This is a genomic window from Maridesulfovibrio sp. (genome assembly GCF_963677005.1).
Lineage (GTDB): Bacteria > Desulfobacterota > Desulfovibrionia > Desulfovibrionales > Desulfovibrionaceae > Maridesulfovibrio.
Window position 1 is genome coordinate 3,916,663 of the sequence record NZ_OY781616.1, and the last position, 19,988, is coordinate 3,936,650.

Consider the following 19,988-nt stretch of genomic DNA (forward strand, 5'->3'; position numbering starts at 1 on the left):
TTTTTGGATAACTCGCCTGATCCATATCGGATACCGCGAATACGATCCTGCCAGCGGGAGGTTCATTTCTCCCGATCCGCTGGGTATGCAGGCGGGGATGATGCTATAAAATTTGGATCATATGTCAGTGCTGAGAAACGGGAGATTTTTAATAACATGGTTAAAAAAGGTCACAATTACGGAAAGAAAACTATTAAATATGGTGGAAGGTTCTTAAAAACAAGAGCAACTCCTTTATACCCTGTGGGATTTTCTGTTGGAATGGGCAGATCAATTATTGGTGACGTTGTAATTCCAGAGGTTGCAAAAAAAATATCTAACCAATCTACATCTAATTAATATTCGTAGGATTATACAATGGGTTCGTTCTTTTTTAGCTTTATTGATTTGATTATTTTTGCATTGTACTTTTATCTTTTTGGAGTTCAAGTGAGCTGTCCAATATGTGGCAGAGATCAGCGTGCTTTAACATACAAACAATTTGGTGTTATCCTCATTGTCTTGAATGTTTTTTCGTTTTTATTAGACTCATTCAATGACGAAGCGTTGTTTAGTTATATTGATATTATACTTTGGATACTTCCTGTGTATTTTCTTTTTCGTAGCCCTTCTTTTTTTTGTAGGCATTGCTTAAAAGAAATGCCGCTAAAAGATTGTCAGCTGTTAAATAAGCCTTTATTTTACTGACAAATATACAGGCCCCGGACGTTCAGTTCGGGGTCTGTTCTTTGGCAGCCCACTCAACCTGTTTTTTGGGCAACCGGCCTGATCCATTTCGGATACCGCGAATACGATCCTGCCAGCGTGAGGTTTATTTCTCCCGATCCGCTGGGGTATGCAGGCGGGGATGATCAAATCAAAAGTAATGCAAAGGACTTATATAATGGAGCCAAAGAGTTCTTCAGAAAATAAATCAATATTAGATCGTTTTTTTGATGTCGTGGTAGTTGTGTTTGATAATAAATACATTAAAATCGAAAGGTTGCTGTTTGTTTTAGGAGGTCTGGTGTTAATCCTGTATAACAGGCCTTGGACTCCACATGCAAAGGTCTTTTCCCGTGGTATCCGGGTAGATATGCCCGGAAGATGGATGGGAGTTGGATTTGGTCTTTTTTTTATTTTCTTGGGCTTATTATATAAATTCCCCAAAAAGTATCATGAAGAAGGTTTAATCTGTCCAAAATGTTTGACCCCTTATGGCTTAGGGCGTGCTCCCAAAAGCGGCAAATGCAAGGACTGCGATGTAGAACTAGAACCCATTGACGGTTTTTATGATCGACATCCTGAACTAAGAGATAAAAAAGATGAAGTTCCTGAAGATTTGATGGACGATTTGAAATAGACAGTAGAGCCTCGCACTTCGGTGTGGGGCTTTTTCAATTGTTCAAAATACCGGCCTGATCCATTTCGGATACCGCGAATACGATCCTGCCACCGGGAGGTTCATTTCTCCCGATCCGCTGGGGTATGGCGGCGGGGAAGATGCTATAAAATTTGGACCATATGTCAGTGCTGAGAAACGGGAGATTTTTAATAAAATGATGGCGGGGGCTAAAGATTCAGCTTTCGATTACTCACTGGGTAGACTTTTTAAATATGGACCTGCAGACGTGGCTTTAGGAATGGTTGGTGGCTCATTGGGCATGCTACAAGGCTTGGGGGGAGCAATCCTAGGTCAAGATAAACCCCAAAATGAAGCCGCTGACAAAGCCGAAGAAATTTTTCGTAATCATCGCGATAAAATAACCGATGGATATTTTGACAAATTCAAAAATAATTATAGGAAATAAACAATGATCAGGAGTGATGTTCGTAATATTGTCTTTTTTTTGGCATTAACTTACTACATTGTTTTTAGAATAAAAATAAAATGTCCCGAATGCGGAAATGAAATCAAAACAATGACGTATACACAGGTCGGTTTAGTGTGGCTTTTTATGAGAGGGACACGCTTAGCCTATGATCTAGCGACAGGTGGCAGCGTCGACTTTTACCTTGAAACTTTGCTTCTAACTCCTGCATTTTATTATCTGTCATCAGAACCAAAATTTTTTTGTCGACATTGCATGAAAGGTATCTCATTCAGCAAAGAATACATAGTTAAATAAACCCCGTAGGCCCCGGACGTTCAGTTCGGGGTATGTTCTTTGGCAGTCCACTCAACACGTATTTTAGGAAACAACAGGAGCCGTTACCGGAGGATCTGTTGGAATGCTCTATAAAGTTGGGTCAATAGCAATTTCAGATCTAGCTGGAGTTGATGAAAACACTCAGCAACGTTTGCGTGATGTTATGGAAAAGGCAAACAAAAACACTAAAAAAACAAAAAAAAGATAATGTCATATCTAGTTTATAGCATAGTAGAATTCTCATTTATTATTGCCATTGCTGTGTGGCTGTCAAAAAAAACAAAAAAGATCATATGTAAAAACTGCAATCAAGAATTTGGCGCAATACCCAAAAAGAATGTTGTCTTCATATCATTTGTTGTGTTTTGCCAAATGTCTTTTGTAAATGTTTTTATATACGCTAAGGGGCTTTCTTTTATGTGCTATCTAGCTGGAGTCACGTTTCTTTACTACCTGTTCAAAAGAGAAGAATATAAATGCCCCAACTGTAAATCTCCGAACCAGCTTCCATAGAATGACAACAGGCCCCGGACTACGGATCGGGGCCTGTTCACCATTAATCCTCTCAATGAGTAAAATGGAAAACATGACAGGAACACCTCTTGAGTGGGGGCAGGTTTTCAACTCTATTGACAACGTCAAAAAGCAAGGCAAAGAACCAACCGTTAAGAATGTACTGGAGGACTGGGGAAGCAGTCTCAAAGAATTTGGGTTAAGGATTTTTAAACCATAACTGAGGTCACGTCTGTTGGTCTCAGTAAAGGGACCAGCAGACGTGAGAACAATACAATATTTGATTATGTATTTTTGCATAGCTCATAATTTATACTTGTTGAATGTAGGAGTGGAGCCTGGGAATAGTTGGTTTTGGATCAGGTGCATATTGACTGTTTCTCTAATTGTTTATTGGTATGCAAATCCATTATGGTTAAGAAAACAAAATGTGGTGCCGAGCCTGTTAATAATAGCTCTATTGGGGCTAAATGCTTTGACAAATTCATTGTCGTTAAACTCAGCTGTTGGAGTTCTCTATATTCTTTCTATCGGTCTTCTTTTATTGCTGCCAGATGGTGATATTAAAAGAATTAAAAGTTCATTTATAAAGATGTTTTCAGCTGTTGCTATCGTAGTGTTGAATTTTATATTGATTTGCTTGCCTGATGTTTTTAGGTCAAATGATAACAGTACAAGTCTTGTTGGGTGGTTTTACATTGTTATTCTTTTAGGAGTGTCTAATATTGAATCCGTATCAAAACTACATATAAAGCGAATTGAAATTATTATTAGCCTTTTAGTTCCTGTTTTGTTTTTAATGGCAGGTATATATAATCTATATAGCAGAAATTTGATTTATGGTTTTTCTCTGACAGCAGTATCTGTTCTTTGTTTGTGTGTTTGTTCATCAAGATATTATTTGGAGAGAGAATATGTTTAAGAGTGTTCTCATGTATTTTGATCAAATTGTCAGGGAAAAAACATTGCTATTGTTTGTAGCTACATTTTTAGTGGTTATAGCAACGGTAGTGATCAGATCAAATATTGTTTTTGTCTGTGTATATTCATTTTTATCTGCAATTGTGCTTCAGTTCTTGTCAAAGGGGCGTCTTGTAGGGTTGAGGTCTATATTTGCCTCGTTCATGTTTTTGTTGTTTGTTGTAGTTATATTAAACGTGTTGTTTTTTTGCATTGATTATATTCTGTTAAAATATTTTTTTAATTTATACATGCAAACATACTTGACAGATGCAGGAGTTAGCCTGTGTGTCGTTTTATCGTTTTCGTTTTTTACTGTTTTAATTTTACCTTTTTTAGCTGCTTTGTTTAATTTTGATTTTAAAGGTAAAATGCTATGTTTTTGTGCAAAAGAATATTTAACTCAAACTGTATTTTGTTCGACTATATTACTTTTCTTTCTCTATTTAAATTCGATTCCTTTTGAAAATGTCGAAATTTATACATCCGCGCTGACTGCAAAATCATTTTTGGCTATTCTTGCAGTGTATGTATGGGCTTCGTATGCAAATGTTCTTAGAGAATGATCACAATTGGGATTCTGTTTCAGGTAATCAGGTCTCGTAGTGGTTCTGGGGCTTTGCACTATTGAATGTTCTATCACTCCGTATTTGGGATAACTCGGCTGATCCATTTCTAATACGGTTATTGCCTTGATGATCCGATTAATTTTGTTGATCCGTTAGGTCTGTTTGGCGGGTTCGGTGCAAGCCGTGGCGGAGTGGACGGTGGACTTTCCGATATTGGCACCGGTGCTTCGCCCCATAATTCCTTGTCTCAGGGTGCTCGGGATCGTGCTAATGCGATGGAAGGCCAGAGGAACAGGGGGTACAACAACTGGGTCAAGGAAAATAGCTGATATACCGCCTCTCCTGATAAGAATAATACTTCGCCTGCGAAATCGAGTGCGGAGTATGCGCGTGAGTTGAAAGAACGTGAAGTGGAAATGGCGGCAAAGGCGGCAAAGGAGGAAAAAGCCCGTCTGGATCGTGCGGCGCAACTGGCTGCACAACAGGCGAATAGGGAGCGTAAGGCTCGTGAAAAGAAAGAGCGCAATGACAAAATGCGGCATTTGGATATTCTTGAGAATAAGCATCAAAAACCCGGAATCTTAGACTCTGTTCCAACAATCGGAGGGGGTGTAGTGGCTCCCGATGGCGTGCAGGGTGCGCCGGTAAAGGATGTGGCCGTTGTGGAAAAGGCAGTAGATGCAACTAAGTCGGATAAAGAACGTTTTGGGCGGGCTGCAAAAGTCGTTGCGGAAAAGGCGAAGCAGGAGCAGAAGCCAACAGTTGGCCGTGAGCCTGATGAGGTCAAATCAAGTACGCAGCAAGCGCGAGCGATGGAAGAGCTCGCTCAAAGAAGTCTCGATCGTGCGGAACCAAAGTCATCTACTCAACATGCAGTGCAAATGAATGCTATAGAAAAAAAACAACGACAAAAACAAATTAACAGCATTCTCGCCGACACAGATGATAATTTCCATATGTACGAAGGCATTCCTGTTGCTCCTGATGGTGTCAGCATTGATAAGAATATAAAAGATGCTGAAGAATTTAAAAACCGTGTTAAGGGTTTACCTGCATACGAAAGCTATCTTCAAAAAATAAATTATATACTTGACCGTTTTCCAAACAAGAAACCTATGGATTACAAACAACAGGGTAGAGTATATGAGAGGTTTGGAAATTTTAATTATGGAGCAGTCATGAATGCTCTTGGAATGTCAGAACTTACAGCCAAAGCTGGTGCTGGATATGCACAATATAAAGCAGGCACAGCAAAAGGAAGATGGGCTCTAACTTTCGGAGACTCCCCAAAAGATCAGTGGGATATTGAGCAAGGTTATAATTATTATGAAAAAAATAGCAGTAAATAAAAACAGGCTTTCACTGCTTGGCTGGCTTACTGCTATTTATAGCGGAATTTTTACTATACTTGGATTATTTTCTTCCTACATGTTATTTATACTGTTTTATGTTAATATTTTTAAATCAATTTTTCATGGGATTATATATGTCATAACTTGGCTGATTATCTATTTACTGCCCGTATCAACGTTGTTTAAAACCATTGTTTTTGGTAAGAATAATCGACATAAATATTTGATTGCATCAACTATATTATGGTTTTTGGGCTCTTTTAGTTTAATGCCTTTAATCATGATGAGTAAAGATGGCCTTGGATCAGGAATAGTCATAGCGACATATGCAATGATTATATGTCCACATATTTACTTGATTGATTTAGGTGGGCTTGGGTTGGTTCTTTTTTTAGTTCCACCAATTTTCGACTTATACCTTGTTTGCGTTGCTTGGAAACGCCCTCAATGGTTTTATAAAGAGTGATTCAATTGATCCCGCACTTCGGTGCGGGGTCTTTTTCAATTATTCAAAATACCGGCCTGATCCATTTCGGATACCGTGAATACGATCCTGCCACCGGGAGGTTCATTTCTCCCGATCCGCTGGGGTATGCCGGCGGGGATGTTGATCTGTACGGTTACTGCCTTGATGATCCGATTAATTTTGTTGATCCGTTCGGTCTGTGGGGCGGGTTCAGTGCAAGTCGTGGCGGAGTGGACGGTGGACTTTCCGATATTGGCACCGGTGCTTCGCCCCATAATTCCTTGTCTCAGGGTGCTCGGGATCGTGCTAATGCGATGGAAGGCCAGAGGAACAGGGGGTACAACAACTGGGTCAAGGAAAATAGCTGGTATACCGCCTCTCCTGATAAGAATAATACTTCGCCTGCGAAATCGAGTGCGGAGTATGCGCGTGAGTTGAAAGAACGTGAAGTTGAAATGGCGGCAAAGGCGGCAAAGGAAGAAAAAGCCCGTCTGGATCGTGCGGCGCAACTGGCTGCACAACAGGCGAATAGGGAGCGTAAGGCTCGTGAAAAGAAAGAGCGCAATGACAAACTGCGGAATTTGAATATTCTTGAGAATAAGCATCAAAAACCCGGAATCTTAGACTCTGTTCCAACAATCGGAGGGGGTGTAGTGGCTCCCGATGGTGTGCAGGGTGCGCCGGTAAAGGATGTGGCCGTTGTGGAAAAGACAAAACAGGATGCCGTAGAACGTGCAAAGAACATGGCCAGAGTCCGGGCAGAAGATAAGCGGCAGGCAAAGCAGCGGCAGGCAATTCAGGCTGTTAATAAAGAAGAGAAAGGTCTTTTTGAAGCTGTAGGGGATTTTTTTGAAACAGTTTATGATGGTGTTGGAAAGGCTTTGACTCAAGGCGGCAAGGCAACAGGTATAGCTGTCAGAGATGGGTTGAAAGCGGCAGGTGTCGCTTCACAGGAAGTTGTAAATCAATATAAGAACAACGTGTCGTTCCGAAACGCTTTCAACACGGCTCTTGCTGCAGGTATGGCCCCGAAAGCTGCTGCGGCGTACGCTGTCGGTGGCGGGGCTGCTATCGCAAGTGCCTATCGGACTGCCATGCGGATGGGGGCGGCAAAAGTTGGAAGCAGTCGATTTGGTCGCTATATAGATGTGGACGATATTGCTGACGGTGCTGCCAGTTTAATAGAAGGACTTCCTCCTTCTCAAAGTCGGGGAGGCGCAGGTGTAGCATTCGCAAACGAAATATATACTAGATACAAAGAACATATGAAATCCAACAAAAAATCTAGGTAAGTTGCAACATGCAGCACAAGAAACAAAATGGTTTAAGTAAGGATCGAAAGATATTTCTCATTCTTTTTGGTGTCCTTGCCATTGCAGGAGGCTTAGCCACATTAAGTGGAGGAAGTCTGTACAAAGGAATTCCAGTCATGAAAATAGCAGGCTGGACACAACTTGCAGCTGGGATATTTTGGATTTGGTATGCTCTGTTTTATAAACGGTCAACCAATATGGTGAAGGTAGCAAAAGAAGAAGAGACCATCTGCCCAAAGTGTCAAAAAGTTTATATGGCGGGACAGGCACCAGCAAATACTTCATGTGAATCATGCGGAGTTAATCTGGAACCTCTTGAAGGTTTTTATGATCGACATCCTGAACTAAGAGATAAAAAAGATGAAGCTCCTGACGATTTGATGGACGATTTGAAATAGACAGTAGAGCCTCGCACTTCGGTGTGGGGCTTTTTCAATTGTTCAAACACCGGCCTGATCCATTTCGGATATCGCGAATACGATCCTGCCATAGGGAGGTTTATTTCTCCCGATCCGCTGGGCTATGCAGGCGGGGATGATCAAAGCAATAGTAATGCAAAGGACTTATATAATGGAGCCAAAGAGTTCTTCAGAAAATAAATCAATATTAGATCGTTTTTTTGATGTCGTGGTAGTTGTGTTTGATAATAAATACATTAAAATCGAAAGGTTGCTGTTTATTTTAGGAGGTCTGGTGTTAATCCTGTATAACAGGCCTTGGACTCCACACGCAAAGGTCTTTTCCCGTGGTATCCGGGTAGATATGCCCGGAAGATGGATGGGAGTTGGATTTGGTCTTTTTTTTATTTTCTTGGGCTTATTATATAAATTCCCCAAAAAGTATCATGAAGAAGGTTTAATCTGTCCAAAATGTTTGACCCCTTATGGCTTAGGGCGTGCTCCCAAAAGCGGCAAATGCAAGGACTGCGATGTAGAACTAGAACCCATTGACGGTTTTTATGATCGACATCCTGAACTAAGAGATAAAAAAGATGAAGTTCCTGAAGATTTGATGGACGATTTGAAATAGACAGTAGAGCCTCGCACTTCGGTGTGGGGCTTTTTCAATTGTTCAAATAGGTATGGCTGCAGGAGGAGCCACGGGAGCTTTTGTGGGTGCTGCTGTGAATTCACTCTATGATATCTATAGAAAATATCTTTGGAATAGACAAGGATTTGCAGCAGCGTTATCGCGATGCAATGGAGAAATTTAATGTAAAACCAGAAAAAGGTAAGTTCAGCAGTGTTATATTTATTCTGTACTATTATGGGTATTGTATTCATCATCGAAATGATAACAGTCATGCCCAAGTTATCAAAAACTATTCATTGTAATAATTGTGGACAAAAGTATGATGCTTTTCCTCTTAAAGTCCTGACACGACTAACAGTGATTATATTTTGTATGCTGCTATTTATAGATATTTTCATAATAGGGGGCGGAGTGTCTTTTATATGTTTTCTTACTGGAGTTACAGTGATATGTTACTTATTTAAAAAAGAAGGATATAAATGTCCTAACTGCAAAACATTGAATCAACTTCCATAAAATGACAAATTGCCCCGCACACCAGTTCGGGCCTTTTTCAATTATTCAAAATACCGTCCTGATCCATTTCGGATACCGCGAATACGATCCTGTCACCGGGAGGTTCATTTCTTCCGATCCGCTGGGGTATGCAGGCGGGGAAGATGCTATAAAATTTGGATCATATGTCAGTGCTGAGAAACGGGAGATTTTTAATAAAATGGTGAAAGAGGCTAAAGAGGCAGGAGCAGATAAGGCGTTTAATGGTTTTATGGAATATGGGCCAGTTGGTGCAGGCATTGGCTTGGCTGGTGGATCAATTGGTATGTTAAAAGGTTTAGTCAGTGCAATTCAAAATAACAAAGAACCAAATAATGAAGCAGCTCAAAAGGTCGAGGACAATTTTCGTGAACAACGTCAAAACATGGAAGAACATCTGGGCAACTTTAAGAAAAAATATAGGAAATAAAAATGACCAGTAAAGAGCTAAGTACAGTTGTATTTGTCCTGACCTTGATTTACTGCGTTTTTTTTAGAAAAAAAATAAAATGTCCAGAGTGTAAAAATGAAATTAAAACAGCCACGTATGCGCAACTTGGTTCGGTGTCATTATTCATAATTGGGTCTGACATAGTTTATGATTTTGTTACAGGAAATAGCATTAACTATTACCTAGAAACGCTGTTCCTAACTCCGGCTCTTTACTATCTATCTTCAGAACCAAAATTTTATTGCCGTCATTGTATGAAAGGTATTCCTTTTAGGAAAGAATACATAGTTAAATAAAACCTGTAGGTCCCGGACATTCAGTTCGGGGTCTATTTTTTTGGGGCAGCCCATTCAACCTGTTTTTGGGGTAACGGTCCTGATCCAGTTCGGATACCGTGAATACGACCCAGTGGAGGGGGTGTAGTGGCTCCCGATGGTGTGCAGGGTGCGCCGGCTAAAGTTGGAAGCAGTCTAGTTGGTGCTAAAATTGGTTCAGACAATTTTATAGATGCAATTTTGAACACCAATCCCAGCACTCCACCCAATGTTAGTCCTGGAGGACTTGTCGGGTCGTTAGCCAGTGGGGGAATGAAAGAAATTTTAGAAAACATTGATATGATCGGTGAAGAGGTACGCAGTTCACGGAGTCAAAATGCAACAAGAAAAAAATAAATCAAAATATAGTGTTGCTAAATCAAAACGAACTGGAATATTTTATATGGGAGTTTTGGTTATCCTTTTTAGTTTACCATTTGGAGGCAAGGATTTGTATGTTCATGACTTCAAAGTAAGTAGATATGGTCAAGGTGTTGTTATTGTCTTTGGTATTCTCATGGTGCTTTATGGTCTTCTGTACAAAACCCCAAAGAGCAAGCAGGATAATGTAAAATATGTTGATATGATATGTCCAACATGTCAGAAAGTCTTTCTCGCTGGGACAACTGGAGAACAACTTTGCCCACAATGTTCATGCGAACTAGAACCGCTTACAGGGTTTTATGATCGACATCCTGAACTAAGAGATAAAAAAGATGAAGTTCCTGAAGATTTGATGGACGATTTGAAATAGACAGTAGAGCCTCGCACTTCGGTGTGGGGCTTTTTCAATTATTCAAAATACCGGCCTGATCCATTTCGGATACCGCGAATACGATCCTGCCATAGGGAGGTTCATTTCTCCCGATCCGCTGGGGTATGCCGGCGGGGATGATGCTATAAAATTTGGACCATATGTCAGTGCTGAGAAACGGGAGATTTTTAATAACATGGTTAAAAAAGGTCACAATTACGGAAAGAAAACTATTAAATATGGTGGAAGGTTCTTAAAAACAAGAGCAACTCCTTTATACCCTGTGGGATTTTCTGTTGGAATGGGCAGATCAATTATTGGTGACGTTGTAATTCCAGAGGTTGCAAAAAAAATATCTAACCAATCTACATCTAATTAATATTCGTAGGATTATACAATGGGTTCGTTCTTTTTTAGCTTTATTGATTTGATTATTTTTGCATTGTACTTTTATCTTTTTGGAGTTCAAGTGAGCTGTCCAATATGTGGCAGAGATCAGCGTGCTTTAACATACAAACAATTTGGTGTTATCCTCATTGTCTTGAATGTTTTTTCGTTTTTATTAGACTCATTCAATGACGAAGCGTTGTTTAGTTATATTGATATTATATTTTGGATACTTCCTGTGTATTTTCTTTTTCGTAGCCCTTCTTTTTTTTGTAGGCATTGCTTAAAAGAAATGCCGCTAAAAGATTGTCAGCTGTTAAATAAGCCTTTATTTTACTGACAAATATACAGGCCCCGGACATTCAGTTCGGGGTCGATTATTTTTTGACAGCCCATTCAACCTGTTTTTTGGACAACTCGCCTGATCCATTTCGGATACCGCGAATACGACCCTGTCAGCGGGAGGTTTATTTCTCCCGATCCGCTGGGCTATGCAGGCGGGGATGATGCTATAAAATTTGGATCATATGTCAGTGCTGAGAAACGGGAGATTTTTACCAACATGGTTGAGGAAGATGATAATGACGTCGCTCAAAAGTTTTAGTATAATTTTCGTTAACAGTGGCAAGAAGTTAAAGATTGTTATGATGGCTTTAATGCGAAATATAAGAAATAAAAATGACCAGTAAAGAGCTAAGTACTGTCGTATTTGTCCTAACCTTGATTTACTGCATTTTTTTTAGAAAAAAAATAAAATGTCCAGAGTGTAAAAATGAAATTAAAACAGCCACGTATGCACAACTTGGTTCGGTGTCATTATTCATAATTGGATCTGACATAGTTTATGATTTTGTTACAGGAAATAGTATCAATTATTACCTGGAAACGCTGTTCCTAACTCCGGCTCTTTACTATCTATCTTCAGAACCAAAATTTTATTGCCGTCATTGCATGAAAGGTGTTCCCTTCAGGAAGGAATATATTATCAAATAGATTTACAGGCCAAAGAGGCGATAAATAAGATTTAGTATATTTATCAGGTCTATTTTATACTACTCCTAAAATACATAAAAAGGATTTTCAATGATGAGAGTTGTGATCGTTGCTATCGTTCTAGTTTGTTACACCGTTTTACTGATCATATATACATCTCATTTTAAAAAAGAAATCACCTGTTCAAATTGCGATCATAAATATATCGTTATCCCTAAACGTATTTTTGCGTATATGACTTTTTTGCAGGCTGCAGGTTTAACGGTGGGGATTATTCTCCTACACGATTTCAGTAGCTTGGTGATTTGTGCTTATCTTGCCATACTAGGATGTTACTACCTGTGCAAAAAGGATGGCTATAAATGCTATAGCTGCAAAACGATAAACCATCTTCCCTAAACCGCCATATTTCGGTTCTGGATAAATTCACAGTGCGAAACTCCGCCGCAGAGTGCTCAACAATCGAAAATGGAGTAGGGCAATTGTTATACCCAGGCGGATTTTGTTGCGGTTTGCGGGAAATGCAGGTACAGCCGCCCCATGAACAGACAGTATGACGCTTTGGCCCTCTTTTCCGGGGGGCTCGACAGTATTTTGGCCAGCAGGGTCATTCAGGATCAGGGACTCAAGGTGCTGGGGCTGCATTTTATTACTCCTTTTTTCGGCAGCCCGGAGAAGATTCCGCATTGGGAAAAAATCTATGGTGTGGAAATCATCCCCATAGATATCAGCGAAAAATTTATTCAGATGCTTCTGGACGGCCCGGACCACGGCATGGGCAAGCTTGTCAATCCGTGCGTGGACTGCAAGATCATGATGATCAGCCATGCCAAATCGCTTTTGGAAAGTTACGGGGCCAAATTCATCATTTCCGGAGAAGTCACCGGACAGCGGCCCATGTCCCAGCGCCCGCCAACCCTGAACGCAATACGCAACAGTTCCGGTTCGGCCGATGTGCTTTTGCGTCCCCTTTGCGCCCAGTCCCAGCCCATTACCCCCATGGAGGAATCCGGGCTGGTGGATCGCGAAAAACTGCCCAATATTTTTGGGCGCGGTCGTAAAACACAGCTTGAGATGGCCAGACAGTACGGCTTTTCCGAAATACCGACTCCCGCAGGCGGCTGCAAATTGACCGAGGTTGAGAATGCGGCCCGATTCTACCCGCTGCTGCGCAGGCTGGAACGTGCGGATGTGAATTCCTTCCGTCTCGCCATTACCGGGCGTCAGTACTGGGCCGGGAACAAGCTGATGGCTATCGGCCGGAACCGCAATGACAATGAACGGATTGAAGATCTGTTTGAAACCGGCGATTACATGTTCGAGGTGCGCGGATTCCCCGGCCCCCTGAGTGTGGGACGGGCTTTTCTCGGAGAGGAGTGGAGCGGACAGGAAGTTCTTGATGCCGCCGCGCTTACCGCATCCTTTTCCCCCAAAGCCGTTGCCTCCGGGGAGGCGGTCCATGTTGCTGTTATCGGTCCTTCCGGTGAATCGGTTGTTACCGTTGAACCTGCACGGGAAACAAGTTCCGGTTTTGCCCTTCCAGATCTGGAGGGGTTGAAGGAATGGAAGAAATCCCGCGATAAAAACAAATTGTCCGGTTGATTGTTTCCGGCAGGCCTGCGATTATCCGGTCGCACTGTTTGCCAAACCGTCAGTCCCGGCCGGTCCGCCGGAGTCTTTACAGCAAGAGGTAACATGCTGATCAATATTGCCCTTTTTGTCCTCAGTATTTTTCTGCTCTGGTTCGGTGCGGACTGGATTGTCGAATCCGCATCAGCCGTAGCCCGCAAATACAAGGTTTCCGATCTGGTCATCGGTTTGACCATAGTGGCCTTCGGCACGTCCGCGCCCGAATTTCTTGTCACGATCACGGCGGCTTTCAAAGGCATGTCCGATATATCCCTTTCCAACGTGGTCGGATCGAACATCTTCAATCTGGGATTCATTCTCGGGCTGATGGCGCTGATAAAGCCGCTCCCCACGAACCGCTCCCTGGCCCTGCGCGATACGCCGCTGCTGCTTGGCACTACCGCATTGATCCTCGGCCTGGCCTGGTTCGACAAGCTGGACCGGTCCGCAGGAATAATGCTTCTGGCCATTCTCGGCACTTATATCGGGTATCTGCTGGTCCACAGCAAAAGGGCGGCCGGAGTTCTTTCCGGGATCATACCGGAAGCGGAAGAGCAGTCTGAAGAACTTACCACCATGGTCTGGATCAAGATGCTGGCCGGATTCGTGGGCATAGCTCTGGGCGGGGAGTTCATGGTTGATTCCGCTTCCTCCATAGCCCGGCATTTCGGTGTTTCCAACTGGGTTATCGGCATGACCATTGTTGCCGCCGGGACCTCGCTTCCGGAGCTTGTAACCTGTCTGGCCGCGTCACTAAAAGGCCGCAATGAAATGCTGCTCGGCAATCTCATCGGCAGCGATTTTTTCAATTTTGCCGGAGTGCTCGGACTGACCTGCCTGTTGCGTCCGCTGGAAGTTTCTCCCGATGCCCTGCCTGGACTGGCCGTTCTGGTAGGTATGGTCGGGCTGGTGCTTTTTTTCATCCGCACGGGCTGGAAAGTCTCCAGACTTGAAGGCGGAATACTTGTCCTGCTGAGCCTTGCACGCTGGGCTCATGATTTCATGCGCTAGTTTTCCGACATTGACCTTTGGCTGCGGTGTCTTATTTGGCCTTTGGGATTTCTTATTGGCTAAAATAGTTCGCCCGATTTTTTCAGGCTATCCTGTTGCCCGTCTTTTTGTTTTTCAATTGCCGTTGCCACGGTCCAAAATGAAGCGAGAATAAAATGCTGCCCATAACCATAGATCCAGAGCTCTGCAAAGCGGACGAACTGTGCGTTCGCGAATGTCCCCTGTCCGTGCTTACGGTGGATGAGAAGGGCAAGCCGCCGGTGGTGCACCCGAAGAAAACCGGCCATTGCATCAACTGCGGGCATTGCGCCGCAATCTGTCCGGTTAATGCCATAACCATCAATGCCTTTGCCGAGCAGCCCTCGGAACCATTCAAAGCCGGTTCACTGCCGGAATATACTGAAGTGGAAACGTTGATCAAAAGCCGCCGTTCAGTGCGCCGTTTCAAGGATAAGGAACTTGATATGGACACGATTGCAGAGCTTGTTCATCTTTCCGCATACGCTCCATCCGGTCATAATGCCCAGCCTGTTTCATGGACGGTTATCGATAAGGCGGAGAAAGTGCAGGAACTGGCTGCGGTTATTGTCGAGTGGATGGAGGAGATGGCCGTTCGGCATGACCCGCTATCCGATAAGCTTTTTCTGCCCGGACTGGTGAATGCTTTCAGGAAGGGCAAAGACCATATCTGCAGGAATGCTCCGGCGCTGGCCGCCGCCTGGGCTCCCGTCAACGGCATTACCCCTCAGGCAGACACCGTTCTGTCCACCGGCTATATGGAGCTGGTTGCCCACGCCAGAGGAATAGGGGCCTGCTGGGCCGGATATCTGGTTCTGGCCGCTGCCTACAGCGAAAAAGTGCGTTCTTTTTTGGGGGTGCCGGAGGGGCACATGATTTACGGGGCACTGATGCTCGGGTATCCGGCTGTTAAGTACAGGAATCTACCGCCCCGGCATAAGGCCGAAGGAGAAAGATCGGACGGTCTGACTGTTTTCAAGGCCTGTTGATGATGGAATTAGCCAGTGTCCTTGGTGCCTTTTAGGTAATTAAAATGAAATCTTAAAGTTATATAGGGATTCCAAAGGGGATTATCCCCTTTGGCTGCCAGCGGCTAAATCCGTTTATCAGAAGCGCGAAGCGCATCAAATCCAGTGTCTTAATATATTTTTGCGGATTATAGAAAAAGCCATGTTTGCAAAAGGGTTTAAGGCCCCCGGCAGGCCTTGTAGCCGTTAGGCGAGAAGCTTTGTTTCGAGTCTTACGGAAACACGAGAGCATAGGTGTCGCCGAAGGCATTGCGTGGTGGGATATTCGCGGTATTTTTATGTATCCGTTTTTTTGCCGGGCATGAAGGCTGTGCGCAGAAATCCGGGGGTGAACAGCAGAAACGGGTTCTTGACCAGTGTCTCGGGCATGACGTGATACCAGCGATAGCCCAATCCTCGGTATAGTTTTTGGGCATGGGCTCCGTACCCGGCTCTTCTGGCCGCCCATACCGCAGCATCCCGCTGGCAGCGGGAGGAGGCAACTGTCTTGAAAATCTTTTCACTGAACCCTTTGTCCGCGAGCATTTTCCTGATGCGCAGGTATTCCCGGTAGCGGCTGATTATGTCTGCCACCGAGAAAAAGGCCCCGGTTATCCAGCTTAGGGCGATTGCTCCGGCGCTGAGGCAGCCGAGGCTGTGCCCGTCCCGGTAGAATTCAAATGCGATCCAGGTCAGGGTTACGGCCATTCCGATGCAGAGCCCCAGAACAAAATGGGGCAGGGGGGCCACCCGAAGACATTCGTATTTTTGCAGCGCAAGGTTTTTCAACATATCGGTTAAGCCTCGTTCCGGGACGGTTTCCTGATCCCGGTCAATGTAATCAAGCCTTGTTTTTTGCCGCCAGGGCCAGTTCTGCGAGCAGATCTTCCACGTTGAAGGGTTTTACAATGCGGGCGTCCATTCCGCTTTCCATGCACTTTTCTCTGAACTCTTTGCCCGCATTGGCGGAAAGTGCCACAATCCGTACCGGATAATGGAGCTTGCGTATTGCGGATGCGGCCTCGAAACCGTCCATGACCGGCATCTGGATATCCATGAAAATGATGTCGAAGTCATCCGAAGCGGTGAAGGCATCCACACAGTCCTTCCCGTTTTCAACAATCAGATAATCGGTTATCCCGTTTTTTTCGAAAATCTTGCGTAGCAGTATCTGATTCATCCTGCTGTCCTCGGCCACCAGAACCTTTACACCTGAAATATCCTGTGCCGGGGCTTCTTCAACCGGAGTGTTTTCATCCGCTGCTTCAAGTGCAGGCGAGCATTCACGCAGTTGCAGAACAAAGGAGAAGGAAGCTCCTCCTTCCTCATTGTTCCGGGCGGTAAGCTCCCCGCCCATGAGTTTTACAAGCCGACTGCATATTGCGAGTCCAAGCCCGGTTCCGCCGTATTTGCGGCTTATTGACGGGTCCGCCTGTACGAACGATTTGAAGAGCGATTCAACTTCGGACTCGGGCAGGCCGATTCCCGTATCTGCCACCTCGAACCGGATTTCAACCTTCCCTGAAGAATCTGTTTTGCCGCTTCCGGCGCACCTGAGCATCACCCTGCCGGTATCGGTAAATTTGATGGCGTTACCCAGAAGGTTCGTAAGTATCTGCCTTAGTCTTAGGCTGTCCATCCTGACACATTGCGGTATATCGGCAGTTTCGAGCAGAAGTTCAATCTTTTTGTTGGTGGCTCCGATGTCCATGATATCGCGCATTTCTTTGAGGAAGGCCGGGAGATCCAGATCCTCCTCGCTCAGTTCCATGTGTACGGAATCAAGCTTGGAAAAATCCAGTATGTCATTGACGATAATCAGCAGACTGTCCACGGAGGATTTGATCAGGCGCAGGTTGTCCTGCTGTTCCGGAGTGAGCTCAGAGTGTTGGAGCAGCTGCACCATTCCTTTGATGGCGTTCATCGGTGTTCTGAACTCGTGACTCATGTTGGCCAGAAAATGTCCTTTTGCCTCATTGGCTTTCTGGGCCTGTTCGCGGCTGATGCGCAGCTCGTTTTCCACTCGTTTGAGTTCGGATATGTCTTCTACTGTGGAGAGGACCATCCCCCAGGAGTCTTCGTGGCCGGGGACGATATTGCAGTTTATGATCAGGAATTGCGTTTTGCCGTCATCCCGGACAAGCTGTATTTCACTCCTGTGCTTGGTCAGGCCGGAAGCGAAATCAAGAAATACTGTTCTGAAGAAGCGCCAGCCCTGTTCGGTAACGTAGGGGGCAAATCCGTTATCAATGTTTACCTTTCCGTCGCGGGAAGTCAGAATCTGTATGGCGAGGTTGTTGGAATCGATTACTTTGATCAGTTCTACGCATTCAACCACCCTGCCCATATCAGGCAGTATTTTTCCCCTGATGTCTTCAGGTGTTCCGTCGCTGTGGGAATCGAAAAAAGTTTTGACCTGCGAGAGATCAAGTTCCCACAGTGCAACCGGGGAGTTATCAAAAAGAGAACGCAGTCTTTTCTGGTTTTTTTCGCTTTCAGCCTCCGCCAGCCTGCGGCCTGTTATGTCGACCACAAATCCTTCCAGATAGGCGGGGAAACCCGGAGCTCCGCTGACCATCCTGAAGTCGCGGGAAGTCCATACGCTTGTGCCGTCCTTACGTTTGCATTCCACTTCGAACGCAGATACCTGCCCGGAAGCCTTGAGAAATGAAATCCCCCCGTACCAGTCTTCCGGGTTGGTATACACCTCGGTTCGTACGTCGTTTACCGCTTTTATGAGGTCCTGCTGATTTTCGTATCCCAGGATGTGGGCCAGAGCGGCGTTGGCCGTTATGTACCTGCCTTCCAACGTTGTCTGAAATATTCCCACCGGCGCGTTATCAAAAATTTCCCGGTAGCGTATTTCAGCCCGTTTGCGCAGTGCATCAGCCAGCCTGCGGTTTTGTATTTCCTCCTCAAGCTTTTCTTTCTGTGCATTTATTTCAGTTTCGCGCAGGCTCGCTTCATGCGCTTTTGTTTCGAAAATCTGGCGTCTCAATATGGTGCGGATAAGAAGGAAGCATCCAAGGGAAATGGCTATGAAAATGAAGATTGCTATGAGAAGGTGCGAGCGCATGCTCAGGGAACCGAAGAGGCGATCTTCCTCTACCAGTGAGATTATACTCGTGGATGTTCCCTGAACAGGAGAAGAAATTGCAAGATAGTCGTGGTCCTGATCCTCGGCTTCAAGAACCGTCATTCCCTGCCAATCCTGCAGAGCGTCCATGAGCAGGAAATTTCCGCTCTCGCGGGCCGAGGAAGTGGATATGGCTACAACAGCATCGCCTATGCGCAGGAAATCGCTGCCGATCGAAGGGGACAGGGTCATGTTTTCAAGACTGCGGTGCATGCTTTCGATGCGTATCCAGCCGACAACGGAACCGGATCTTCCGTCTGCAACTCTGACCGGGACACTTGTGACCATATTCAGCACTCCGGCCGATTCGCCGCATGAAAATACCGGCTGATTCTTTGCCGCGAACTGTTCATAGCCGCTGTAGCCCCTTAAGAGCAGGCAGTCGCTGTCGGTATCTATAATCAACCTTCCGGTCTGATCAAGAAGGCCTATGCGGGAAAACACCTGCTCATTTCCAACCATGGACTCATTCAGAGTTCTGGCAAAATCGTCACAAACCTTGTTTATAAGTTCAGCGGAGATTTCCTTTTCCGGGGAGCTGTTGTCACTTTCAACGATCAGTTCTTTTATCGCCTTGTCTGCTGCGAGTTTTTTTAGTTCGGTCTTTCTGCCGGAGAAGAAAAAACTCACCGCCATGGCCCGCTTGGCTGATTCTCCGGCAAAAAGTTTTTCTGCCGTGTTCTGCAGCTGCAACTGGGAGTTGTAGCCGGACCACAGTGCAATACCAACCAGCCCTGTAAACAGGATCAGGGCGCTGATAAGAAAAAGTTTGTACCTTGAATTGTCGGTTATGCCTTTTTCCCGGACATTCTTTTTGGATTCAGTTGTCAATGGGCATACCTTTCGTCTGCATGTCTTCCCGTGATTTCATCTTACGGCTGTCTCTGTTGCCGTGTTGTGCCTGAATGTAACTATGTTCAAGATATATTAAAACAGAGAAATGTAAAAGAGAACATCCTGAACACTATGTCTAAAATATGTAATAAATACAGCTTATTCCATCTGATCTGTTTCGCAGAGCTTTTTGAGTTACTTTTTTAGTTGACAATGAATTTCATTTTCAATAAAACTGAGTACAACCGAAACCAAAGGAGAATATCATGTGTGCAGCCCTTATAGGTGGAATGGATAGATTGAAAAGGGAATATATAAGTTCAGCGAGTGAAAAGGGAGTGAAACTGAAGGTCTTTACCGGAAAGGAAAACAAGGTTTCATCCATGCTCGGTAATGCCGATCACGTCATTATTTTTACCAACCAGATTTCGCACGCTGCGAAGAAAGATATCGTCAAGTACACAAAGGCAAAGCGCATACCCCTGCATATGTTTCATTCCTGCGGCGTATCCACGTTGAAGAACTGCCTGGATAATCTGTGATCATTTGCTGAGGTACTGCGGATGCTGCGTCAGGCCGGGAAAAC

25 protein-coding genes and 2 pseudogenes are annotated in these 19,988 nt (G+C 44.4%); 25 read left to right on the forward strand and 2 right to left on the reverse strand.

What is annotated here, in order from left to right; translation table 11 throughout:
* The first annotated feature begins 19 nt into the window (after positions 1–19).
* The 24 genes and pseudogenes from ACKU4E_RS17235 (at position 20) to ACKU4E_RS17350 (ending at position 15,414) form a co-directional block, all read left to right on the forward strand.
* The gene (locus ACKU4E_RS17235) at positions 20–109 is read left to right on the forward strand and encodes a hypothetical protein (protein ID WP_407944136.1); all 90 of its coding nucleotides are present in this window, start codon (positions 20–22) and stop codon (positions 107–109) included.
* 47 nt (positions 110–156) lie between these two features.
* A complete protein-coding gene (locus tag ACKU4E_RS17240; RefSeq protein ID WP_320172311.1) occupies positions 157–339 on the forward strand; it encodes a hypothetical protein in 183 nt (60 codons plus the stop codon).
* Between the two features lie 429 nt (positions 340–768).
* Positions 769–912 carry a hypothetical protein gene (locus tag ACKU4E_RS17245; protein ID WP_407944137.1) on the forward strand — a complete coding sequence of 48 codons (144 nt, stop codon included), beginning with the start codon at positions 769–771 and terminating at the stop codon, positions 910–912.
* Entirely contained in the window at positions 848–1,342 is a 495-nt protein-coding gene (locus ACKU4E_RS17250; protein ID WP_320172312.1) for a hypothetical protein, read from the forward strand. Before ACKU4E_RS17245 ends, ACKU4E_RS17250 begins: the two co-directional genes overlap by 65 nt.
* Before the next feature lie 55 nt (positions 1,343–1,397).
* Positions 1,398–1,469 (forward strand): annotated as a pseudogene (locus tag ACKU4E_RS17255) (hypothetical protein); the annotation flags it as partial.
* Between the two features lie 72 nt (positions 1,470–1,541).
* Positions 1,542–1,790: a hypothetical protein gene (locus ACKU4E_RS17260; RefSeq protein WP_320172313.1), complete on the forward strand. Its 249-nt coding sequence runs from the start codon at positions 1,542–1,544 to the stop codon at positions 1,788–1,790.
* A gap of 421 nt (positions 1,791–2,211) precedes the next feature.
* On the forward strand, positions 2,212–2,337 hold the full coding sequence (locus ACKU4E_RS17265) for a hypothetical protein (RefSeq protein WP_320172314.1): 126 nt from the start codon (positions 2,212–2,214) through the stop codon (positions 2,335–2,337).
* 675 nt (positions 2,338–3,012) lie between these two features.
* The gene (locus ACKU4E_RS17270) at positions 3,013–3,564 is read left to right on the forward strand and encodes a hypothetical protein (RefSeq protein ID WP_320172315.1); all 552 of its coding nucleotides are present in this window, start codon (positions 3,013–3,015) and stop codon (positions 3,562–3,564) included.
* Positions 3,557–4,168: a hypothetical protein gene (locus ACKU4E_RS17275; RefSeq protein ID WP_320172316.1), complete on the forward strand. Its 612-nt coding sequence runs from the start codon at positions 3,557–3,559 to the stop codon at positions 4,166–4,168. Before ACKU4E_RS17270 ends, ACKU4E_RS17275 begins: the two co-directional genes overlap by 8 nt.
* A gap of 398 nt (positions 4,169–4,566) precedes the next feature.
* Positions 4,567–5,520, forward strand: coding sequence for a polymorphic toxin type 44 domain-containing protein (locus ACKU4E_RS17280; RefSeq protein WP_320172317.1), 954 nt, complete (start codon positions 4,567–4,569; stop codon positions 5,518–5,520).
* Positions 5,498–5,989, forward strand: a complete 492-nt coding sequence (locus ACKU4E_RS17285) for a hypothetical protein (protein ID WP_320172318.1) — start codon at positions 5,498–5,500, stop codon at positions 5,987–5,989. Before ACKU4E_RS17280 ends, ACKU4E_RS17285 begins: the two co-directional genes overlap by 23 nt.
* Positions 5,986–7,281 carry an RHS repeat-associated core domain-containing protein gene (locus tag ACKU4E_RS17290; protein ID WP_320172319.1) on the forward strand — a complete coding sequence of 432 codons (1,296 nt, stop codon included), beginning with the start codon at positions 5,986–5,988 and terminating at the stop codon, positions 7,279–7,281. The genes ACKU4E_RS17285 and ACKU4E_RS17290 overlap by 4 nt, the downstream gene beginning before the upstream one ends.
* 8 nt (positions 7,282–7,289) lie before the next feature.
* Positions 7,290–7,700, forward strand: coding sequence for a hypothetical protein (locus ACKU4E_RS17295; RefSeq protein ID WP_320172320.1), 411 nt, complete (start codon positions 7,290–7,292; stop codon positions 7,698–7,700).
* Between the two features lie 21 nt (positions 7,701–7,721).
* A complete protein-coding gene (locus ACKU4E_RS17300; protein WP_407944119.1) occupies positions 7,722–7,901 on the forward strand; it encodes an RHS repeat-associated core domain-containing protein in 180 nt (59 codons plus the stop codon).
* Complete coding sequence (locus tag ACKU4E_RS17305) at positions 7,837–8,331, forward strand: hypothetical protein (protein ID WP_320172321.1); 495 nt, start codon at positions 7,837–7,839, stop codon at positions 8,329–8,331. Before ACKU4E_RS17300 ends, ACKU4E_RS17305 begins: the two co-directional genes overlap by 65 nt.
* 520 nt (positions 8,332–8,851) lie before the next feature.
* Positions 8,852–9,298 (forward strand): hypothetical protein, encoded by a 447-nt coding sequence (locus tag ACKU4E_RS17310; RefSeq protein ID WP_320172322.1) that lies wholly within the window; start codon positions 8,852–8,854, stop codon positions 9,296–9,298.
* A 443-nt stretch (positions 9,299–9,741) separates the two neighbouring features.
* On the forward strand, positions 9,742–9,990 hold the full coding sequence (locus ACKU4E_RS17315; RefSeq protein ID WP_320172323.1) for a hypothetical protein: 249 nt from the start codon (positions 9,742–9,744) through the stop codon (positions 9,988–9,990).
* Positions 9,971–10,387 carry a hypothetical protein gene (locus ACKU4E_RS17320; RefSeq protein ID WP_320172324.1) on the forward strand — a complete coding sequence of 139 codons (417 nt, stop codon included), beginning with the start codon at positions 9,971–9,973 and terminating at the stop codon, positions 10,385–10,387. Before ACKU4E_RS17315 ends, ACKU4E_RS17320 begins: the two co-directional genes overlap by 20 nt.
* Positions 10,388–10,442: 55 nt before the next feature.
* Positions 10,443–10,523: pseudogene (locus ACKU4E_RS17325) on the forward strand (RHS repeat-associated core domain-containing protein); the annotation flags it as partial.
* Positions 10,524–10,583: 60 nt separating this feature from the next.
* A complete protein-coding gene (locus ACKU4E_RS17330; protein ID WP_320172311.1) occupies positions 10,584–10,766 on the forward strand; it encodes a hypothetical protein in 183 nt (60 codons plus the stop codon).
* Positions 10,767–11,198: 432 nt separating this feature from the next.
* On the forward strand, positions 11,199–11,378 hold the full coding sequence (locus ACKU4E_RS17335; protein ID WP_407944138.1) for a hypothetical protein: 180 nt from the start codon (positions 11,199–11,201) through the stop codon (positions 11,376–11,378).
* Positions 11,379–12,307: 929 nt separating this feature from the next.
* A complete protein-coding gene (locus tag ACKU4E_RS17340) occupies positions 12,308–13,369 on the forward strand; it encodes a tRNA(5-methylaminomethyl-2-thiouridylate) methyltransferase (protein ID WP_320172325.1) in 1,062 nt (353 codons plus the stop codon).
* A gap of 93 nt (positions 13,370–13,462) precedes the next feature.
* Positions 13,463–14,407 (forward strand): calcium/sodium antiporter, encoded by a 945-nt coding sequence (locus ACKU4E_RS17345; RefSeq protein WP_320172326.1) that lies wholly within the window; start codon positions 13,463–13,465, stop codon positions 14,405–14,407.
* 155 nt (positions 14,408–14,562) lie between these two features.
* On the forward strand, positions 14,563–15,414 hold the full coding sequence (locus ACKU4E_RS17350) for a nitroreductase family protein (protein WP_320172327.1): 852 nt from the start codon (positions 14,563–14,565) through the stop codon (positions 15,412–15,414).
* 315 nt (positions 15,415–15,729) lie between these two features.
* Here the strand turns inward: ACKU4E_RS17350 and ACKU4E_RS17355 are convergent, their stop codons facing one another.
* Positions 15,730–16,224: a hypothetical protein gene (locus tag ACKU4E_RS17355; protein ID WP_320172328.1), complete on the reverse strand. Its 495-nt coding sequence runs from the start codon at positions 16,222–16,224 to the stop codon at positions 15,730–15,732.
* 49 nt (positions 16,225–16,273) lie between these two features.
* Entirely contained in the window at positions 16,274–19,399 is a 3,126-nt protein-coding gene (locus ACKU4E_RS17360) for an ATP-binding protein (protein WP_320172329.1), read from the reverse strand.
* Positions 19,400–19,668: 269 nt separating this feature from the next.
* On the opposite strand from ACKU4E_RS17360, the gene ACKU4E_RS17365 reads away from it, so the two are divergent.
* Positions 19,669–19,944, forward strand: coding sequence for a DUF2325 domain-containing protein (locus ACKU4E_RS17365; protein ID WP_320172330.1), 276 nt, complete (start codon positions 19,669–19,671; stop codon positions 19,942–19,944).
* Positions 19,945–19,988 lie beyond the last annotated feature (44 nt).

Coding starts and splice junctions, on each gene's coding strand:
- ACKU4E_RS17240 (WP_320172311.1), top strand. CDS start 157: ATGGTTAAAAAAGGTCACAATTACGGAAAGAAAACTATTAAATATGGT.
- ACKU4E_RS17250 (WP_320172312.1), top strand. CDS start 848: ATGATCAAATCAAAAGTAATGCAAAGGACTTATATAATGGAGCCAAAG.
- ACKU4E_RS17260 (WP_320172313.1), top strand. CDS start 1,542: ATGGCGGGGGCTAAAGATTCAGCTTTCGATTACTCACTGGGTAGACTT.
- ACKU4E_RS17265 (WP_320172314.1), top strand. CDS start 2,212: ATGCTCTATAAAGTTGGGTCAATAGCAATTTCAGATCTAGCTGGAGTT.
- ACKU4E_RS17275 (WP_320172316.1), top strand. CDS start 3,557: ATGTTTAAGAGTGTTCTCATGTATTTTGATCAAATTGTCAGGGAAAAA.
- ACKU4E_RS17285 (WP_320172318.1), top strand. CDS start 5,498: ATGAAAAAAATAGCAGTAAATAAAAACAGGCTTTCACTGCTTGGCTGG.
- ACKU4E_RS17295 (WP_320172320.1), top strand. CDS start 7,290: ATGCAGCACAAGAAACAAAATGGTTTAAGTAAGGATCGAAAGATATTT.
- ACKU4E_RS17305 (WP_320172321.1), top strand. CDS start 7,837: ATGATCAAAGCAATAGTAATGCAAAGGACTTATATAATGGAGCCAAAG.
- ACKU4E_RS17310 (WP_320172322.1), top strand. CDS start 8,852: ATGACAAATTGCCCCGCACACCAGTTCGGGCCTTTTTCAATTATTCAA.
- ACKU4E_RS17320 (WP_320172324.1), top strand. CDS start 9,971: ATGCAACAAGAAAAAAATAAATCAAAATATAGTGTTGCTAAATCAAAA.
- ACKU4E_RS17330 (WP_320172311.1), top strand. CDS start 10,584: ATGGTTAAAAAAGGTCACAATTACGGAAAGAAAACTATTAAATATGGT.
- ACKU4E_RS17340 (WP_320172325.1), top strand. CDS start 12,308: ATGAACAGACAGTATGACGCTTTGGCCCTCTTTTCCGGGGGGCTCGAC.
- ACKU4E_RS17345 (WP_320172326.1), top strand. CDS start 13,463: ATGCTGATCAATATTGCCCTTTTTGTCCTCAGTATTTTTCTGCTCTGG.
- ACKU4E_RS17350 (WP_320172327.1), top strand. CDS start 14,563: ATGCTGCCCATAACCATAGATCCAGAGCTCTGCAAAGCGGACGAACTG.
- ACKU4E_RS17355 (WP_320172328.1), bottom strand. CDS start 16,224: ATGTTGAAAAACCTTGCGCTGCAAAAATACGAATGTCTTCGGGTGGCC.
- ACKU4E_RS17365 (WP_320172330.1), top strand. CDS start 19,669: ATGTGTGCAGCCCTTATAGGTGGAATGGATAGATTGAAAAGGGAATAT.